Consider the following 17,001-nt stretch of genomic DNA (forward strand, 5'->3'; position numbering starts at 1 on the left):
GCTGTCCGCCGCGGCTGGTGCCAATATATTCGATGCGGACGGCGTGGACCCGCGCGCGTACGTCGCGGCCGGTGCGGCAGAGGCACGACGGCTGGCGCCGATCGGCGCGATCGAATCCGATTTCGTGCTGCGCGCCAAGCGCGGCTTCGGCGTGCCACCGGGGGCGGGTACCGCCTTCCTGGTCTCGCCATGCTATGCGCTGACCAATTACCACGTCGTGTTCGGCAACCATCCGCTCAATCTCGACCCGATGGCGGATTACGACGTCAGCGTCCGCTTCGCGCTCGCCGCGGCCGACGCACCGCTGCGCGTGGCGGGCCGGGTGCGTCACGCCGGCGGCCTCGGCGGCGCTCTGCCCGATCTCGCCTTGGTCCGGCTCGACGATTGCCCGGGGCGGCGGCTCGGCTGGTACGAACTTGCCGCGCCACGCGCCGATCCGCGCGGTCCGGTCGATCTGGCGGGTTATGCGCGCGACCGCGGCATGCGCCAGCTCAGCCGCCAGCGCGCGTGCCGGATCGTTGCGGCAGCGGGGACGGCGACAGCGGGGGCGGGCTGGCTGTTGCACGATTGCGCCAGCCGCGAGGGCGCCTCAGGCGCGCCGCTGCTCGATCCGGCTGCACCCGGCGCGCCGCTGGTCGTCGCGATCAACGCCGGCGAACTCGCGCCGGTCCGTGACATCCTGCCCGGCTTTACCGCGGCACACGCCAATATCGCGATCCCCTCCGCCGCGCTCAGCGCGCTCCCCGCGATGCTGGCGGCGATCCGCCGCGACCGCGCCGGCCAGGCGAATCCGCTGGCGCGGTGAGGGCCGCCCGGCGCGTTCGGCGCCGGGCGGGTGAGGATCAGTTGCTGTCCGAATCCTCATGGTCGCTGATCAGCACCGCGGCGCCGATCGCGATGCCGGCGACGATGATCGCGGCCGAGATCGGGCCGATACCGGCACCGGCGAGCTTGCTCGACTTGCCGGTCGGCGCGGCGGCGCGATGCGCCGACGACAGCGACAGCGCGCTCGCGGGATTGGCGGTGGCGGCGCTGGCCGCGACGGGACTGGCCGCGAGGGCGAGCGTCGATGCGCCGAGCAGGACGGATTTCAACATATGGAGTCTCCCAGTGTCGGCGAACGATCGCCACCGGTCCCAACGCACCACGACGCGTTATGCTACATCGCTTCGCCGCGCCGCAGCATGATTGCGCCGCACGCCCGACAGCCGCAACGCAGCCGCACGCCTCTCCGATTGACCCGAACATATGGTCCATATACGGTTCGTATAGTCAAGGCAGGGGAACGGATATGGGAATCGTCAAGATCGACGACGGGCTGCACGAGGAAGCCCGCAAGGCGAGCGCGGTCATGTGCCGGTCGATCAACGCCCAGGCCGAATTCTGGATGAAGATCGGCATGCTCGCCGAGGCGCATCCAACGCTGTCGTTCAACGCAATCGTCGCGGCGCAGCGGGCCGCCGGTCACGCCCCCGTCGCCGCGGCCGCCTGACATGGTCAAGACGGCGGACGAACTCGCGTTGATGCGCGTCTCGGGCCGGCTGCTCGCGTCGGTGTTCGAGATGCTCGACCGCCAGGCCCTTGCCGGCATGTCGACCCTCCAGATCAACGATCTGGTCGAGCGGTTCATCACCGACGACCTCGCCGCGCGCCCGGCGAGCAAGGGCCAATATGGCTTCCGCTTCGTGCTCAACTGTTCGATCAATCACGTCGTCTGTCACGGCGTGCCGAGCGCCGGCGAGATCGTCCGCGACGGCGACATCATCAACCTCGACATCACGCTCGAGAAGAACGGCTTCATCGCGGATTCGAGCAAGACCTATCTGGTCGGCGAGCCGAGCCCCGCCGCGCGGCGGCTGGTGCGGGTGGCGCGCGAGGCGATGTGGAAGGGCATCGGCCGGGTGCGGCCGGGCGCGCATCTCGGCGACATCGGCGCCGCGATCGAGCGCCACGCCAGGACGCACGGCTATTCGGTGGTACGCGACTTCTGCGGCCACGGCATCGGCCGCGACATGCACGAGGAGCCGCAGGTCCTCCACTTCGGCCGGTCGGGCACGGGCATGCGGCTGCGCGAGGGCATGGTGTTCACGATCGAACCGATGATCAACCAGGGCAGCCGCACGGTTGCGACCGGGGACGACGGCTGGACGGTGGTGACCAGCGACGGCAAGCTTTCGGCGCAGTTCGAACATACCGTCGCGGTGACCCACGACGGCGTCGAGGTGCTGACGCTGCGCCACGACGAACGGCGCGCGGGCGCGGCCTAGCGGGGGCTTGCTGGCTGGCTTCGCTGCCGAGGGTGCGCGCAGAGGCGCAGAGAACGCAGAGGGTGGCGTTCGGGCGCGGGCGTGGCCCTGTCATCCAGACGAGAGCGGAGGTTCACGCGAAGACGCGAAGAGGGTGCGCGCGCCGTCGCACCTGCTGGCTTCCTCCGGACGATGGCGGGCAGGACGCATTCACCATCTCTGCGCCTCTGCGTCCTCCGCGCCTCTGCGCGAACTCCTCTTCGCGTCTTCGCGTCTTCGCATGAATCCCCTTCGATCGGAGCAGCTGAAGAGGTTCACGCGGAGGCGCGGAGGCGCGGAGGGGGGGCGGTCCGGGCTGGCGTGGTCCGTTCATTCCTCGGTCGGGAGGGGAGGGCGCTGCCGCGGCAGGCGGGACATCCTCCGCGCCTCCGCGCCTCCGCGTGACCCAAGATCCGCACCGTCGTCAGGATGGGCGGGCTAGCGCAGCACCGCTGCGGTGTCGGCCAGTGCGACGTCACGCATCTGATGGAGATAGGCCTCGTAATAGCCCTTGTGCGAGGCGCCGACGATCGCGACCAGCCGCGTCCCCGGCGCGCGGCCGAGCAGCTCCCGGATGTTCGCCACCATCCGCAGGTTGCGTGTCTCCCAGTAAGCGACGTAGCGGCGGCCATAGCCCTGCGCCGAAAGTTCGGTGAGCGCCGCGCCCCAGTCGCCGCGATAGGCCTGCGCGGCATAGTCGGGCGCGTTGAACGCGCGATACAGATCGAGCAATCCGTCCGGCGCGCCGAGCCGCGCGATCAGCGCCGCGTCGGCGGCGGCGCGGGCCTTGCTGGCGGGATTGTCCCATGCCTTGGCGATCGCCGCGCCATAGGCCGCATCGTCCATCGGCGCGCCGACGAACGACTGGTCGTCGACGCTCCATACCCGTTCGAGCCCGGCGCGCGCGGCGAGCGGCGCGGCGATCAGCGCGGTCTCGTTGCGGTCGATGGCGCGCCGGCGTATCTCGGCGACCGCGGCATCGGTGAGACTGTTGCCGGCGCGGCGTTCGGCCGGCGGCAGGCGCAGCCATTGCACCAGCGCCGATGCCGGCTCGCCCGCCGCGAGGAAGAGCATCGCCAGCCGCCGGCGCTGCGCGGGCGACGGCGTCGCCGGCCAGTCGGCGAGCTGCCGCTCGACCGCGGCATTGGCGGCGGCGACGTCGAGCCCGGTCGCGCGCCCGGCCGCGGCGGGATCGTAGCAATAGCCGTCGACCGCCTCGGCATGGAGGGGGTGCTGGTGGCGCATCGCGTCGCAGTGCAGCCCGGAGATATTCTCGCTGGCGACCGCGGTCGGCCGCCACGCGGCGAGGCGGTCGACCAGCGGCGTAACCCTCTCCGGCTGAAAGCTCTTGGGCAGCGTCGACAGATGTGCCGAGCCGAGCACGAGCACGTCATTGGGCGCGCCGGCGGGTCGATCGGTGAGCATGTCGGGCCGGAACGTCGGCCGATAGTCCTGCGCCGGCGCGACCGTCGCTGCGCCGGCGAGCGCCATCGCTGCCGCCCATATCGCTCGCATCCTCATACGCCCCCCTGTCTGATACTGCCGGTGCATTGCTGGTATAATACAGCAAATGCGTCAAGTCTGGACCGTCGGCTGCCGGCTTCAGAGGCTAGCGCGCCGGCAACGCCGATGAGGGTGCGCGCAGAGGCGCAGAGGACGCAGGGGGGTCGTTCGGGGCGGACGTGGCCCTGTCACTCGGACGAGAGAGGAGATCACGCGAAGCCGCGAAGAGGGTGCGTGCGGTCGCACCTGCGGCCTTCGGCATCTTCTCTGCGTCCTCTGCGCCTCTGCGCGAACCTCTCTTCGCGGCTTCGCGTCTTCGCGTGAATCATCATCCACTCCCTTCGATCGAAGCAGCCGGAGGGGTGCACGCGGAGGCGCGGAGGCGGTGCGGTGGGGGCTGGCGTGGTCCGCTCATTCCCGGCCGGGAGGGGAGGGCCGCTGCCGCGGCAGGCGGGACATGCTCCGCGCCTCCGCGCCTCCGCGTGACCCCTCTTCGGCCTGCCGCCTAGCCGAACGGTTCGCTGGTCGTGCGCGGGCGGTCGTCATAGGCCTGGATCAGCCATTGCGCCTCGCCCTCGAGCCCGAGCGCGGTGAGGCAGCCGGTTTCGTGCGCGCCGGTGTCGATGCCGATGCGGTTGCCGCCGAGCTGCGGCCGGCCCGGCGTGAAGGTGTGGCCGTGGACGATCACCTTCTCGTGGCGGCGGCGGCTCGACAGGAAGGGTTCGCGGATCCACAGCAGATCGTCGGGGTCCTGCCGCGCCAGCCGCACGCGCGGGCGGATGCCGGCGTGGACGAACAGATAGTCGCCGCACGTCCAGGCATGCGGCAGCCGGTCGAGCCAGTCGACCACGCCGACGTCGAGCGCGGCGCGCAGCGCGTGCAGCACATGCGCGGTGTCGACCGGATCGGGGATCGCGACGCCCAGTCCCTCCAGCGTCTGCCGCCCGCCGAAGCGCAGCCAGAAGGCGAGCGCCTCCTCGTCGCCGCGATAGACGTCGACCAGCGCCGCCTCGTGATTGCCCTTGAGCACCTTGACGTCGTCGTCGCCGGCGAGCGGCAGCGCGCGCAGCAGGGTCGCCGCGTCGCGACCGCGATCAATGAAGTCGCCGAGGAACACCAACGTCACCGCGGCAGGCCCGCGCGCGCTCGAATCATGGCGGATCGCGTTGAGCAGGCTGATCAGCAGATCCGCCTCGCCGTGGATGTCGCCGATCGCATAGACGCGCCGCCCGGGCGGCAGGCAGGGCGCGGCGACGGGGCGGCGGCGAAAGACCATCAAGCTCCATGGCGCGCACCCTGCGCGGAAGGGAGGGATCGGGAGCGTCGAACGCCGTGACGGGACCCCACGACCACGCGAAGCCCGCGGCCTCCAACCACCATCCGCCCCGGCCTTCAACCGATATTTAACCGCAACGGCCTAAATCACTTGAGAATTATTCTTGGGCTGAACAGTCATGCGTAGCTTTGGACTTTTGATGGCGGCCTCGAGCCTGCTGCTGCTCGGCGGCTGCGGTGGCGGCAGCGGCAGCGGCAGCACCGCCAGCACCAGCGAAACCGCGGCGGGATCGTCGGGCGTCGTCGTCGTCCCCGCGGCGACGCCGACCCCCACGCCGACCGCGACGCCGACGCCGACGCCGGCCGCGACACCGACCCCGACGCCCGCACCGACTCCTACCCCGACACCGACACCGGCCCCCACGCCGACGCCGAGCCCGACGCCGACACCGACCCCGACGGCGTCCAATCCCAATACGCTGGTGCTCGGCGCGGCGACCGCCTTCGGCCAGCAGACCTGGGATTTCTCGATCCTGCAGACCGCCAAGACGCTTGGCGTCGCCCAGGTGCGCGACGGCGTCGCCTGGACCGAGATCGAAAAGTCGCCCGGCGTCTATCAGTTCACCTCGCCCAAGGTGAGCTGGATCGACAATGTCATCGACGGCGGCTTCCCGGTGACCTTGTTGTTCGACAACACCAATTCGCTCTACGACAGCGGTTACACCCCCTATACCGACGCCGGCCGCGCCGCTTACGCCAAGATGATCGTCGCGACGCTCGACCATTTCCCGCGCGTCAAGGCGATCGAGGTCGGCAACGAATACAATGCGTTCAACTTCGTCACCGGGCCGGTGTTCAACGACGGCTATCCCGCCCGCCAGAAATATTACTATGACATGCTGAAAGCGGTCTACACCGCGGTCAAGGCGACGCATCCCGACGTCAAGGTGCTGGGCGGGGCGGCGCTGGCGATCCCGGTCGGTTACTTCAAGACGTTGTTCGCGCTCGGCGGGCTCAACTATATGGATGGGATCGTCGTCCATCCCTATACGACCAATCCCGAGCAGCTCGACAAGCAGCTCACCGTGCTGCGCAACGCGATGGGAAGCAGCGCCAAGCCGATCCACATGACCGAGTTCGCGCAGGAGCTCGACAGCATCCCCGACACCGCCGACTATCTGGTCAAGAGCGTCGCGGTGATGGCGTCGGCAGGCGTCGCCGAGGCGGACTGGTATGCGCTGCGCCAGCAGGGCAGCGCGAGCAACATCTGGTACAAGAACGTCGCGCTCGCCTCGTTCGCGGGCGCGGTGCTGCCGCCGGGGCAGGGCTATCAGGTGATGGCGACGCAGGTGCTCACCCAAGGCGCCGGCAAGCGCATCGCCACCGACCCGTTCGTCTACGCCTATCAGTTCGGCGACAAGGCGATGGTGATCTGGGGCGATCCGCGCAGCCTCACCGTCTCGGCCAATGCGAAATATTACAATTCGCAGGGCGTCGCGATCGCCAAGCCGGCGACGCTCGACCAGAATTCGCCGACGATCATCGTCAGCGATACGCCGCTCGTCTACGGCAGCAACGTCACGCTCGGGTCGACGCAGCTCGTCGCCGACAGTTACGACCAGTTCGACTTCACCAATTCGCTCGACGGATCGACCAAGTTCGAGGGGCCGTGGAGCTATTTCGCTTATGGCGTGCGCTCGCAGGCCTATACCCAGGCCTATACCCAGGGCGGCGGCGAGATCGCGAGTTCGGACTGGATGCCCTATATCGGCATCGACTGGCTGCGCCCGTTCAACATCAACGCCAATACGGTGAGCCCGGTCGACTATAACACCGGCGGGTCACCCGACGCCTATAAGGCGATCCTGCGCTACACCTCGCCCTATGACGGGACGTTCAACATCGTCGGCGCGTTCGACGTCAACGCCAATTCGGCGGACGGCATCGACGTCGGCGTCGTGGTCAACGCCAAGACGGTCTATACGACGATGTTCAAGGGCCATTCCGACCTCAGCCTGAAGGGGATCACCCTCAAACAGGGCGATGTCGTCACCTTCGTGATCGGGCCCAACCAGAATGCGACCGGCACCGACACGACGCAATATCGGCTGAAGCTCTACCGCGCGTCCTGAGCGCGGCGGCAGCGATGCGGACGGGTCGCCGGCGGGAGCCGGCGGCCCGTTCGTGCCTGTGGGGCGGGACGCGGTGACCGAGCCGTGGCGACGGCGCTGCGGTAACCGGGCCGCAGCGACGCCACCGCCGGTGACCGGACCGGAATGTCAGGACGGCCGTAGCCGGCAGATCGCAGCCATCGCAGGATGCGTGATGCACCCCGCCCCGCTCAGCCCGCCGGCGTCGTGCGAGGCGGCGGGGCGGCGGGGGTGAGGATGTCGGCGAGCGTCTGGTCGATCGCGGCGGCGCCGTCGTCGTCGCGGTCGCGGCGGGCGAGGCTGCGCAGGTCGCGGGCGAGCGCCTGCGCTTCACGGGCGAAGAGCGCATGCGGATCGTGGTCGACGGTCACCGCGACCGGGTCGATCGCGCCGACCCGCGCCACCGCGCTCGCCAGATCGGCGGGCGCGGCGTCGGTCCGCCCAACGGGGGTGGCGGTCTGCGCGGACGCGATATCGGCGTGGATCGCGCCGCCCACCGCGGCGGCGGCGACGAGCACCGCCGGATCGGTCGCGCGCGTCGCCTCGATCTGCGCGGGGGCCGTGGCGGTCGCGGCGACGGCGGCGGTGTCGGTCGGCGCCGGCGTATCGTCGCTGCCGACCGGCGCGGGCGCGCTGCTCGGGATCATCGTGCCGCCCGCGTTGATATAATCGTGCACCGTCGCGGCGAGCTCGCGCGCGATCTGTTCGGCGGCCTCACCGCGCTTGGCGGGATCGCCGACGTGCAGCATCTCGACGAGGTGGAGCTGTGCCTTGAGATCGGCGATCTTCTGGGTGGCGTGGAGACGCGCTACCTCCGCCTCGCGCTTGGCGGTGCGCAACGCCTCGAGCGTCTCGGTCGCGGTGGCGGCGTGACGCGCCTCGCGCCGGGCTTCGGCGCGATGTTCGGCGGCACGATGCGCGGGATCGGGCTGATTGGGATCGAGCCGGTTGGGATCGGGATGCGGCACGGCCGGATGGGCGGCCTCCGCTGCCGGCTCGGGCCGCGCTATCGCCGACGGCGTGGCGGCCGCGGTGAGCGCGTCGATCGCGGCGACGCTCGCGACGGGAGCAGCCGGCACGGGGCCGTAATGCTGCGGATCGGCGTAGACCGCCGGCGGGGCGCTGCCAATATTCATGCCTCCATGATAGAAGGCCGGCAGCGCTCGCGGTCACGCGACGCGACAAAAAACCGTCGCGTCGGCGTGGTCGGGCGCGGCACGTCCCCGTGCCGCGACGCTTATCAGAAGACGGTGGCGATGATCCCGGCCCAGAGGGCGGCGGCGATCGGCAGCGCGATCAGGATGCCATGGGCGCCGAACGGATGACGGTCGGCCTCGGGGTAGTTGAAGATACGCATCAGAGCCTCTCCCAGCGTTTTCGCTATGAGTGGTTAACGTATCCATTTATGGTACCGGTTCAAGGGGTTTCGCGATCTTTTGTGTTTCGGGCATGCGTCACCCGTACCGCGTTGCAGCGACCGCAGCGCGAAATCACCGTTCCCTTGCGCACCGTGGCGGGCTTGTGCCGCCATCGGTGGATGCCGTGCCGGCATAGAAATCCAAGCACACCAACGCCTCACCCTGTCGTGCTTAACTATAACCAAACCCACGGTAATCCACCAGAGTTCGCGGATCTGGCGGGTCCCGAAACGGGGCAGGTTGCATCCTCCGTCATGGCCGCTGCATCCGCCGCAATGGCGCGGCCGCCGCGCGCCCGCCGGCACCGTACCGTCGGCACGGAGGGTCACCCGCCGGCGTCCCGGTCGCGTCATTTTCCATGCCGCGGTATGGTTAACGCTGCCGATGCGGCGTGGCGTGATTCGCAAAGGCCTCGGCGATCGTCAGCCGCAGCCGGTCGTGCGACACCGGCTTGGCGATCACCCGCCCGCCGCTCGGGCAGCGATCGGGATGTGCGGTAAGATAGAGGACCGGCGCGGCGACGCCGTCGGCGGCGATCCGCGCGACCGCGGCGGTGCCGGTGCCGTGGCGCAGGCAGACGTCGGCGATGATCAGATCGGGGGCGCGACGCGCGGCGGCGCGCTCGGCCGCGGCCTGGCTTTCCGCCACCTCGATGCTGCCCGCGCCGGCCAAGGTCGCGGCATCGGCGACGAATTCGCCGAATAGATAGGAATCTTCGATGATCAGCACATGCGGCATGGCGGCCTTTTCAGCGAGAGTACTGAAAACCCACCAAATAAAAGAACGTTCCACCCATGAAACGAGTGACCGCGAACCGGACGGATCATGGCCGGAGCCGCGCGCGGGGCGCGGCTCCGGGCCGGTCGGCTCAGGCGGTCGCGTCGGCCTTGGGCTTGCGGGCGGGCTTGGCCTCCCCCTTGGCGGCATTGGTCTGGCCGGGCTTGCGGCCGAGACCGATCGTCTTGGCCATCGCGCTGCGGCTCTCGCTATAGGCGGGGGCGACCATCGGATAATCGGCCTTGAGCCCGTAGCGGGCGCGATATTCGTCCGGGGTCATGCCGTTGGTGGCGAGATGGCGGCGCAGCGTCTTGTAGGGCTTGCCGTCGATCATCGAGATGATGTGGTCGCGCGAGGCGAGCGACTTCCGCACCGATACCGCGGGCGTGTAATCCTGCGCCGGCGCGGCATCGTCGCCGCCCTTGGCACTGCCGGTCGACAGCGCGACGACGGTGTCGTGCATCCGCTGCAGGAACGCCGGCACATCGTCCGCGCTCACCCGGTTATTGGAGTTGCTCAGCCACGCCACAGTCAATTCGGTTGCGAGTTCCACCGGACTGATGCTGGTGTCAAAGTCGTTCTGGTCGGCCATGTTGTGCTCCTTTGGCGTGACGATGACCGTGCAATAATCGCTAAGTTGACGCTGACAAGCCTGTTCTTCACTTGTCAGGATCAAGCAATGCCGTGCCGCAATGTCGTCGTGGTGCCAGCGTGGGACAACATGGCGCAAAGCTCAGGTGACAGCAGCTATCGAACAATCGTGGAACAGCCGGGCGATCGGCCGGGCGCGACTAACGCCGTGGGCGCGGCAATATTTGATACGTTCGGCGGCGAATCAGGCGACGAAGCGCCACTGGCCCTTGCCGTGGCGTTTGGCGGCGTACATCGCGCGATCGGCGGCGGCGAGCGCGAAGGCGACGCCGGGTTCGTGGCTGAGCGCCGCGCCGAGGCTGCACGTCGCCGGCACGCGCGCACCGGCGAGCGCGGTGGTGACGCGGTGGTGGATGTCGGCGACGCGCGCCTCGGCGCATCCGTCGTCCGCGGCGAGGCAGAAGGCGAGCTCGTCGCCCCCGATCCGCGCGGTCGCATCGCCGGGGCGCAGCGCGCCGCGCAACGCGCCGGCGGCGACGCAGAGGATCTCATCACCGGTGGCATGGCCGTGCACGTCGTTGATCCGCTTGAAATCGTCGAGATCGATCAGGCCGTAGAGCAGGCCGCGCGCCTGGCGCGCGATCTGCCGGCTCTCGATCGCAAAGGCACGGCGGTTGCCAAGGCCGGTGAGCGGATCGATCCGCGCCTGATCGTGTGCGCGGTCGAAGGTGCGCCGGAACGCGCCGACCAGCAGGATGAGGAAGCCGACCCCGGCGATCCGCATCGCCGCATTCCAGATCGCGATCCCCGTCGGCACGTGCGACGCCTGCGCCGACAGGCCGTCGCCGAAGCCGTTGATCGCCAGCGTCGTCGCCACCGCCAGCACCCCCGAGACGAGCCCCCAGCCGCCGCCCAGGCACCAGGCGGTGAAGCAGAGCGGCACCAGATAGAGCGTGTTGAGCGAGACGAGCCGGCCGGTCGCCGCATCGAGCAGCACGACCACCGCCCAGGCCGCGGCGAGGCCCGGGACGGTCTGCCGCGCCGGCAGGCCGGCCGTCCATTCGAGCATCCGCTCGAGCGGCGAGCGCAGCGCAGGGGCGGGGGATGACATGCCCGCCCCCTAACCGTCATTGGTTAACGGATCGGACGCCACGTGCGGGCGCGGGGCGGGAAAAACGCCTCGCCGCGCGGGTTGGCGCAGGCGAGGCTACCCGGCCTTGGGGGGGCACCGAGCGTCAGCGTTCCTGACGCTTATTCCTTAACGGAACGTAAAAATGGCGTCCGTACCGGCCTTTACCCGCATGCCTCAAAGCTGCGCGTTCGCCGGGCAGGCGCCTGGGTTCGCGCGGAGGCGCGGAGGCGCAGCGACGACGTGCTGGGGACGCGCCGCGGCTTTCCGGGCCTCCCGAAGGCGGCTGCGCCGCAGAGTGCACGCGGAGCCGCGGAGCCGCGGAGGAGCGGAGACCGTGTTTGGGGAGCGGCGTGGCTTTCCGGCGTATCGTGCAAGGCGGCTGCGCCGCAGGGTCGTGTGAGGCCGAATGGCAGGCGCGCGGGCGCATTCCCCCGGCTTCGCGTCCTCCGCGCCTCTGTGCGCGCCCTCATCCCCCGCGTCGGGCCATCGGTTCGGACATGCAACGATCCGCGGGTCGCCTCGTTATACCGTTGCGACAGCGCGCAAATCCGCGGCATGCCCGCCGCAGACTTGGCACGCTTCGCCGGATATCGATTGTCAGCGTCGTTAACGCTGCGCTGTCTGCCGCTTCCTTATCGGAGGGTAACTTATGCGTCTGAATATCGCCAAATCGTCTGCGGTCGTCCTGATCCTCGCCGGAGCGGGCACGCTCGGCGGCTGCGCGACCAAGGGGTTCGTCCGCGAACAGATCGCCACCGTCAACACGCGCATCGATGGCATGGACGGCCGCCTCCGCACCGTCGAGGGCACGTCGGGCCAGGCGCTCGCCCAGGCACAGGCTGCCGCGGGTCAGGCGCAGCAGAACGGCCAGCGCATCGACCAGCTCAACGGCCGCGTCGACGGGCTCGACCAGCAGGTGCAGCAGCAGGCGCAGCAGCGCGCGCGTCGTCCGCGCGGCTGATCGCTTGCGGATGCGGCGGGCGGCGGCCCCACGCGGCGACTGGCGCTGGCCGGCGCTCGCCGCGATCCTCGCGCTCGTCGCCCCGGTCGAGGCCGTGCCGGCCGCCCAGGCGCGCGCGGTCAAGGCCGGCGCCAGGGTAGCGGCCAAGGCCAAGGTCAAGACGAAGTCCAAGGCCAAGCCGCAGACCGCGGCGACGCCGGCCTTCGTCCCGGTGCCGTCGCCCGCGGCGGCACAGGTGATCGCCTGGATCGCCGCGGCGCAGGACAATGCCGGCCTGCCCTATGCGGTGATCGACAAACAGCAGGCGGCGCTGTTCCTGTTCGACGCCGATGGCACGCCGCGCGGCGCGACGCCGGTGCTGCTCGGCATCGGCGTCGGCGACGAATCCTCGCCCGGCGTCGGCGCCAAGCGGCTCGAGGAGATCGGCCCCGCCGAGCGCACCACCCCGGCGGGACGGTTCGTCGCCAAATTCGGCCGCGCCTTCGGCAACCAGCGCGTGCTGTGGGTCGATTATGCCAATTCGGTCGCGCTGCATGCGGTGATCACCACCCACAAGAGCGAACATCGCGTCGCGCGGCTGCTGTCGCCGACCCCGGACGACAATCGCATCAGCTTCGGCTGCATCAACGTCGGCACGTCCTTCTATACCAAGACGCTGCGGCCGCGCTTCACCGGCAAGGGCGGCATCGTCTACATCCTGCCCGACACGCTGCCGCTCGATACCGTCTTCCCGCGGCTGCGGCTGCTGCCCTATCTCGGCGCGCCGGCATGAGGAGGATGCGATGCTGCTGCTGACGCTCGCGCTGCTCGCTGCGGCGGACCGCCCGGTGGTGGTGAGCGCGCTGACCACCGGCCAGCTCGCCGCGCAATGCCAGGGCAAGGACAAGGACCCGACCGCGAGCTTCTGCACCGGCTATATCCTCGGCGTGTTCGACACTTTGTCGGTGGCGCGGCAGATCTGCCCGTCGCCGGAGCGCGCGTCGAACATCGCGGTACTCGCCGCGGCGCGCAAATATCTACGCAAGCATGACGACAGCGATGCCGCCCCGTCCTTCGTGATCCGTGCCGGCCTGCGCGAGGCCTTCCCCTGTCCGGTCAAGACACCGCCGCGGACCAAGACCCGCAGGACGCGTAAATAGGTACGCTATAGTGTCGTTGTCGGGCTGGATCGCACGCTGATACTACAGCTATCGTGTCCTATTACCGCCGATTCTTTTATCGGGCGGGTGCAACATTTGCGATCGGCCTGGGGTTGGTGGGCGAGCGCGGACCTGCGCCGCAACCGATGGACATGATGCGATGAATGCAGCCTGGGCATTTCCCTTCATCTTCGTCGCCGGCATGTTGCAGGCGGCCGGTGCGGCGATGGGCGGCGAGCTCAACAAGTCGCTGCACAATCCGTGGCTGGCGACCTCGCTGTCGTTCCTGCTGGTGCTGTTCGTCACCGCGGCGCTGTTCGTCTGCATGCCCAAGCCGCTGCCGACGGTCGGCGATTTCGCGACGATGCCCTGGTGGGCGCCGCTCGGCGGCATCGTCGGCGCGGTCGCGGTGTTCGCCGGCTTCACCTTCATCCAGACGCTCGGCGCCGGCCCGGTCAACGGCGTGACGATCACCGCCAACATCCTCGCCAGCCTGGCGATCGACCATTTCGGGCTGCTGCGCATGGAACAGCATGCGATGAACCCGATGCGCTTCGCCGGCGCGGTGCTGATGATTGCGGGGGTGGCGCTGATCTCGAAATTCTGATGCGCGCCGGGCGGCTTACACGGAGACGATCGGTGCGCGCAGAGGCGCGGAGGTCGCAGAGCGGGGCGTGAGGTCGCGGCTTGCGTGACCGCATCCGGCGCCAGCTGCTGTCTCCTTCCGGGGGAAGCCACGCCATTGCCCCACATGCAACGCCTCCGCGCCTCCGCGCCTCCGCGTGACCAAAATCCGGCCGCCGCTGATCGTCGGGAGGAGAGGGTTCACGCGACGACACGAAGACGCGACGAAAAGGGGTTCACGCGGAGGCGCGGAGGCGCGGAGGGGTGCGCGCAGGAGGGGACGTGCCGCCCTGCAACGGCTGGAGGGAGCAGAGCCCTGGGCTGACGCGCGCCCTTTTTGCGGCTTCGCGTGACCCTCATGCGACGCCAGCCGCCGCCCCGGGAGCCATATCCTCGCTGCGCCCTCCGCGCCTCTGCACGAACCCCAAACGAAGGTCGAGAAAAAGCCCGTCCCGGCGGCGGGCCGGGACGGGCGCCAAGGCTGTATAGTCGATGTCTGAGAGGCCGAGGCCCATCGACTCATGCCGTCAGTCTGCGACAAGTTCAGCGCGCGTTCAACTGCGCGATGTGGCGCGGTGCCACCAGTGCATTCGCCTAACATTCCGATGAATAATCCGTCATCCTCGCGGGTTCGGCTTGCCCGCGACCGGCGCGGGGTGCAGGGCCGCGGGTGGGAGAGGTAACTTTATATCATGAGGTTTCGATGCGCCCGCTGATCGTGACGATGTTGCCGCTGCTGCTCCCCGCCGTCGCCCATGCCCAGACCGGGGCCACGACCGGCGCACCGGCCCAGACCAGCGCCGATCCCGCCACCGCGCCGGCACCGGCCGATCCCGCCCCGGCGAAGGACATCGTCGTCACCGGCCAGCGGCTCGACGCGGCGCGCGCGCATATCCAGCCGAGCCTCGGCGCAACCAGCTACGAGATGACCAGCGCGACGATCCAGGCGCTGCCCGGCGGCGAGAACCAGCAGTTCAACCAGGTGCTGCTCCAGCTGCCCGGCGTGGTGCAGGACGGCTTCGGCCAGTTCCACGTCCGCGACGATCACAACGGCCTGCAATATCGCATCAACGGCACCGTCCTGCCCGAAGGGCTGGCGGTGTTCGGCCAGACGCTGTCGCCGCGGCTGGTCGACCGGCTCGAGCTGCTCACCGGCGCGCTGCCCGCGCAATATGGCCTGCGCAGCGCCGGGATCATCGACATCACCACCAAGAGCGGGCTGTTCCACAACGGCGGCACCGTCTCGCTCTACGGCGGCAGCCACGACACGATCGAGCCGAGCTTCACCTATGGCGGCTCGACCGGGCGGACCAATTACTTCGTCTCGGGCGACTATCGCCATGACGCGCTCGGCATCGAGAGCGTCGACGGGCGCTCGAACCCGGTGCACGACGACACCGACCAATATCAGGGCTTCGCCTATGTCGATCACATCCTGAACGACAACAACCGCGTCTCGTTCGTCGGCGGTTATTCGAACCAATGGTTCCAGATCCCCGATCCGGTCGGCGCGCAGCCCGACGGCAGCTGGTCGGTCGGCGGGCGCACCGCCTATCCGAGCGAGGCGCTGAACGAGCGCCAGCTCGAACGCACCGGCTTCGGCCAGCTCAGCCTGCTCCACGATGCCGAGCCGCTGACCATCCAGGCGTCGGTGTTCGCGCGCTATTCGTCGCTGCGCTACCGGCCCGACCTGCTCGGCGAATTGCTGTTCGACGGCCAGGCGCAGGCGGCGCTCAAGCAGGATTTCACGATCGGCGCGCAGGGCGACGCGGTCTATCATCTCGGCAGCGCGCATACGCTGCGCGGCGGCCTGCTGGTCAGCCGCGACCGCAGCACCAGCGCGACGCAGACCAGCGTCTTCCCGGTCGACGACAGCGGCGCGCAGGCGGGCGAGCCGATCGTCCTCGCCGATCGCGCCGCCAAGACCGCGGTGACGCTCAGCCTCTATCTGCAGGACGAATGGAAGCTCGCGCCGACGCTGACGCTCAATTACGGCGCGCGCTACGATCATTACGCCGGCTATCGCACCGAGCAGCAGCTTTCCCCACGCGCCAATCTGGTGTGGCAGCCGGACAGCCGCTTCACCGGCCATATCGGCTATGCGCGCTATTTCGTGCCGCCCCCGTTCGAGAATGTCGCGGTGACCAGCGTCGCCGCGCTCGCCGGCACCAGCGCCTATCCCGAGGTCACCACCGACACGACGCCGTTCGCCGAGCGCCAGCATTATTTCGACGCCGGCTTCCAGATCAGGGCGGACGCGCATCTCACCTGGGGCATCGACGCTTATTATCGCATCTCCAAGAACCTGATCGACGAGGGCCAGTTCGGCGCGCCGATCATCCTGACGCCGTTCAACTATGCGCAGGGGCGGATCGGCGGGATCGAGGCGAACGCCAGTTACGCGCGCGGCCCCTGGAGCCTCTACGCCAATTTCGCCGCGGCCAAGGCCAAGGGACGCGACATCGTCTCGAGCCAGTTCAGCTTCTCGGCCGACGATCTCGCCTATATCGCCGGTCATTACATCTATCTCGACCACGACCAGAGCTACACCGGCTCGGGCGGCCTTTCCTATGCGCTGCGCACGGGTGCGCTGGCGGGGAGCAAGATCGGCGGCAGCCTGCTCTACGGCTCGGGGCTGCGCACCGACGGCGCGGTGCCCAATGGCGCGAAACTGTCGCCCTATGCGCAGGTCAACCTCACCGCGAGCCACCATTTCGCCGCGCCCGACGTCGACGTGCGGTTCGACGTGATCAACGTCGCCGACCATAAATACGAGATCCGCGACGGCGGCGGCGTCGGCGTCGGCGCGCCGCAATACGGCCCGCGGCGGGGGTTCTTCGTCGGGGTGAGCAAGGCGTTCGGCTGAGGGGCGGTAGTCCCGCGTGAAGGCGGGACCGCCGTGGACGTCGGCGTCGATGCGCGATGTCACCGTGTTCCTGCGCAAGCAGGAACCCAGGGTCAAGCAGAGCAACGACCGACACTCTTTGCGACCCTGGGCTCCTGCGTGCGCAGGGGCACTGGCGTGGTGTTGCAGGAGTCTTGTGAAAGCGGGAGCATGGGTGGCCGCGCTTATCCGCCCACTCCGGCCGGATCCCTGACGCCTTTGTCATTTGCGTTAACGCCCGCAGCGACAGCATCCTTCGTCC

At 69.2% G+C, this 17,001-nt stretch carries 16 protein-coding genes; 9 read left to right on the forward strand and 7 right to left on the reverse strand.

The window, feature by feature from the left end; translation table 11 throughout:
• Positions 1–43: 43 nt before the first annotated feature.
• Positions 44–805, forward strand: coding sequence for a trypsin-like serine peptidase (locus V8201_RS12175; RefSeq protein ID WP_336545460.1), 762 nt, complete (start codon positions 44–46; stop codon positions 803–805).
• A gap of 37 nt (positions 806–842) precedes the next feature.
• Here V8201_RS12175 and V8201_RS12180 read toward each other — a convergent pair whose 3' ends face one another.
• Positions 843–1,097 (reverse strand): hypothetical protein, encoded by a 255-nt coding sequence (locus tag V8201_RS12180; RefSeq protein ID WP_037533985.1) that lies wholly within the window; start codon positions 1,095–1,097, stop codon positions 843–845.
• 194 nt (positions 1,098–1,291) lie between these two features.
• Here V8201_RS12180 and V8201_RS12185 point away from each other — a divergent pair, with 194 nt between their 5' ends.
• Together V8201_RS12185 and map are read left to right on the forward strand one after the other, a co-directional pair.
• A complete protein-coding gene (locus V8201_RS12185; protein ID WP_037533983.1) occupies positions 1,292–1,492 on the forward strand; it encodes a ParD-like family protein in 201 nt (66 codons plus the stop codon).
• A gap of 1 nt (position 1,493) precedes the next feature.
• Positions 1,494–2,267 (forward strand): type I methionyl aminopeptidase, encoded by a 774-nt coding sequence (map, locus tag V8201_RS12190; RefSeq protein ID WP_336545461.1) that lies wholly within the window; start codon positions 1,494–1,496, stop codon positions 2,265–2,267.
• 456 nt (positions 2,268–2,723) lie between these two features.
• Here map and V8201_RS12195 read toward each other — a convergent pair whose 3' ends face one another.
• Together V8201_RS12195 and V8201_RS12200 are read right to left on the reverse strand one after the other, a co-directional pair.
• Positions 2,724–3,800, reverse strand: coding sequence for a DUF5694 domain-containing protein (locus V8201_RS12195; RefSeq protein WP_336545462.1), 1,077 nt, complete (start codon positions 3,798–3,800; stop codon positions 2,724–2,726).
• Between the two features lie 493 nt (positions 3,801–4,293).
• Complete coding sequence (locus V8201_RS12200; protein WP_037533978.1) at positions 4,294–5,064, reverse strand: metallophosphoesterase family protein; 771 nt, start codon at positions 5,062–5,064, stop codon at positions 4,294–4,296.
• A 199-nt stretch (positions 5,065–5,263) separates the two neighbouring features.
• On the opposite strand from V8201_RS12200, the gene V8201_RS12205 reads away from it, so the two are divergent.
• A complete protein-coding gene (locus V8201_RS12205) occupies positions 5,264–7,195 on the forward strand; it encodes a hypothetical protein (RefSeq protein ID WP_336545463.1) in 1,932 nt (643 codons plus the stop codon).
• Positions 7,196–7,404: 209 nt separating this feature from the next.
• On the opposite strand, the gene V8201_RS12210 is transcribed toward V8201_RS12205, so the two are convergent.
• From V8201_RS12210 to V8201_RS12225, 4 genes are all read right to left on the reverse strand, one after another.
• Positions 7,405–8,349, reverse strand: a complete 945-nt coding sequence (locus tag V8201_RS12210; RefSeq protein WP_336545464.1) for a hypothetical protein — start codon at positions 8,347–8,349, stop codon at positions 7,405–7,407.
• Positions 8,350–9,003: 654 nt separating this feature from the next.
• Entirely contained in the window at positions 9,004–9,369 is a 366-nt protein-coding gene (locus V8201_RS12215; protein WP_037533973.1) for a response regulator, read from the reverse strand.
• 130 nt (positions 9,370–9,499) lie between these two features.
• Complete coding sequence (locus V8201_RS12220) at positions 9,500–10,000, reverse strand: Ros/MucR family transcriptional regulator (protein ID WP_037533971.1); 501 nt, start codon at positions 9,998–10,000, stop codon at positions 9,500–9,502.
• 243 nt (positions 10,001–10,243) lie between these two features.
• Positions 10,244–11,110, reverse strand: coding sequence for a GGDEF domain-containing protein (locus V8201_RS12225; protein WP_336545465.1), 867 nt, complete (start codon positions 11,108–11,110; stop codon positions 10,244–10,246).
• 670 nt (positions 11,111–11,780) lie between these two features.
• Between V8201_RS12225 and V8201_RS12230 the strand changes: the two genes are divergently transcribed.
• From V8201_RS12230 to V8201_RS12250, 5 genes are all read left to right on the forward strand, one after another.
• Positions 11,781–12,092, forward strand: coding sequence for a hypothetical protein (locus tag V8201_RS12230; RefSeq protein WP_051583402.1), 312 nt, complete (start codon positions 11,781–11,783; stop codon positions 12,090–12,092).
• A 10-nt stretch (positions 12,093–12,102) separates the two neighbouring features.
• A complete protein-coding gene (locus V8201_RS12235; RefSeq protein ID WP_336545466.1) occupies positions 12,103–12,864 on the forward strand; it encodes a hypothetical protein in 762 nt (253 codons plus the stop codon).
• Between the two features lie 10 nt (positions 12,865–12,874).
• The gene (locus V8201_RS12240; RefSeq protein WP_037533970.1) at positions 12,875–13,231 is read left to right on the forward strand and encodes a Rap1a/Tai family immunity protein; all 357 of its coding nucleotides are present in this window, start codon (positions 12,875–12,877) and stop codon (positions 13,229–13,231) included.
• Between the two features lie 160 nt (positions 13,232–13,391).
• Positions 13,392–13,838, forward strand: a complete 447-nt coding sequence (locus V8201_RS12245) for a DMT family transporter (RefSeq protein ID WP_336545467.1) — start codon at positions 13,392–13,394, stop codon at positions 13,836–13,838.
• A gap of 720 nt (positions 13,839–14,558) precedes the next feature.
• The gene (locus tag V8201_RS12250; protein ID WP_336545468.1) at positions 14,559–16,721 is read left to right on the forward strand and encodes a TonB-dependent receptor; all 2,163 of its coding nucleotides are present in this window, start codon (positions 14,559–14,561) and stop codon (positions 16,719–16,721) included.
• Positions 16,722–17,001: the final 280 nt, after the last annotated feature.

It is taken from the genome of Sphingomonas kyungheensis, assembly GCF_037120395.1.
In the GTDB taxonomy this organism is placed as follows: Bacteria; Pseudomonadota; Alphaproteobacteria; order Sphingomonadales; family Sphingomonadaceae; genus Sphingomonas; species Sphingomonas kyungheensis.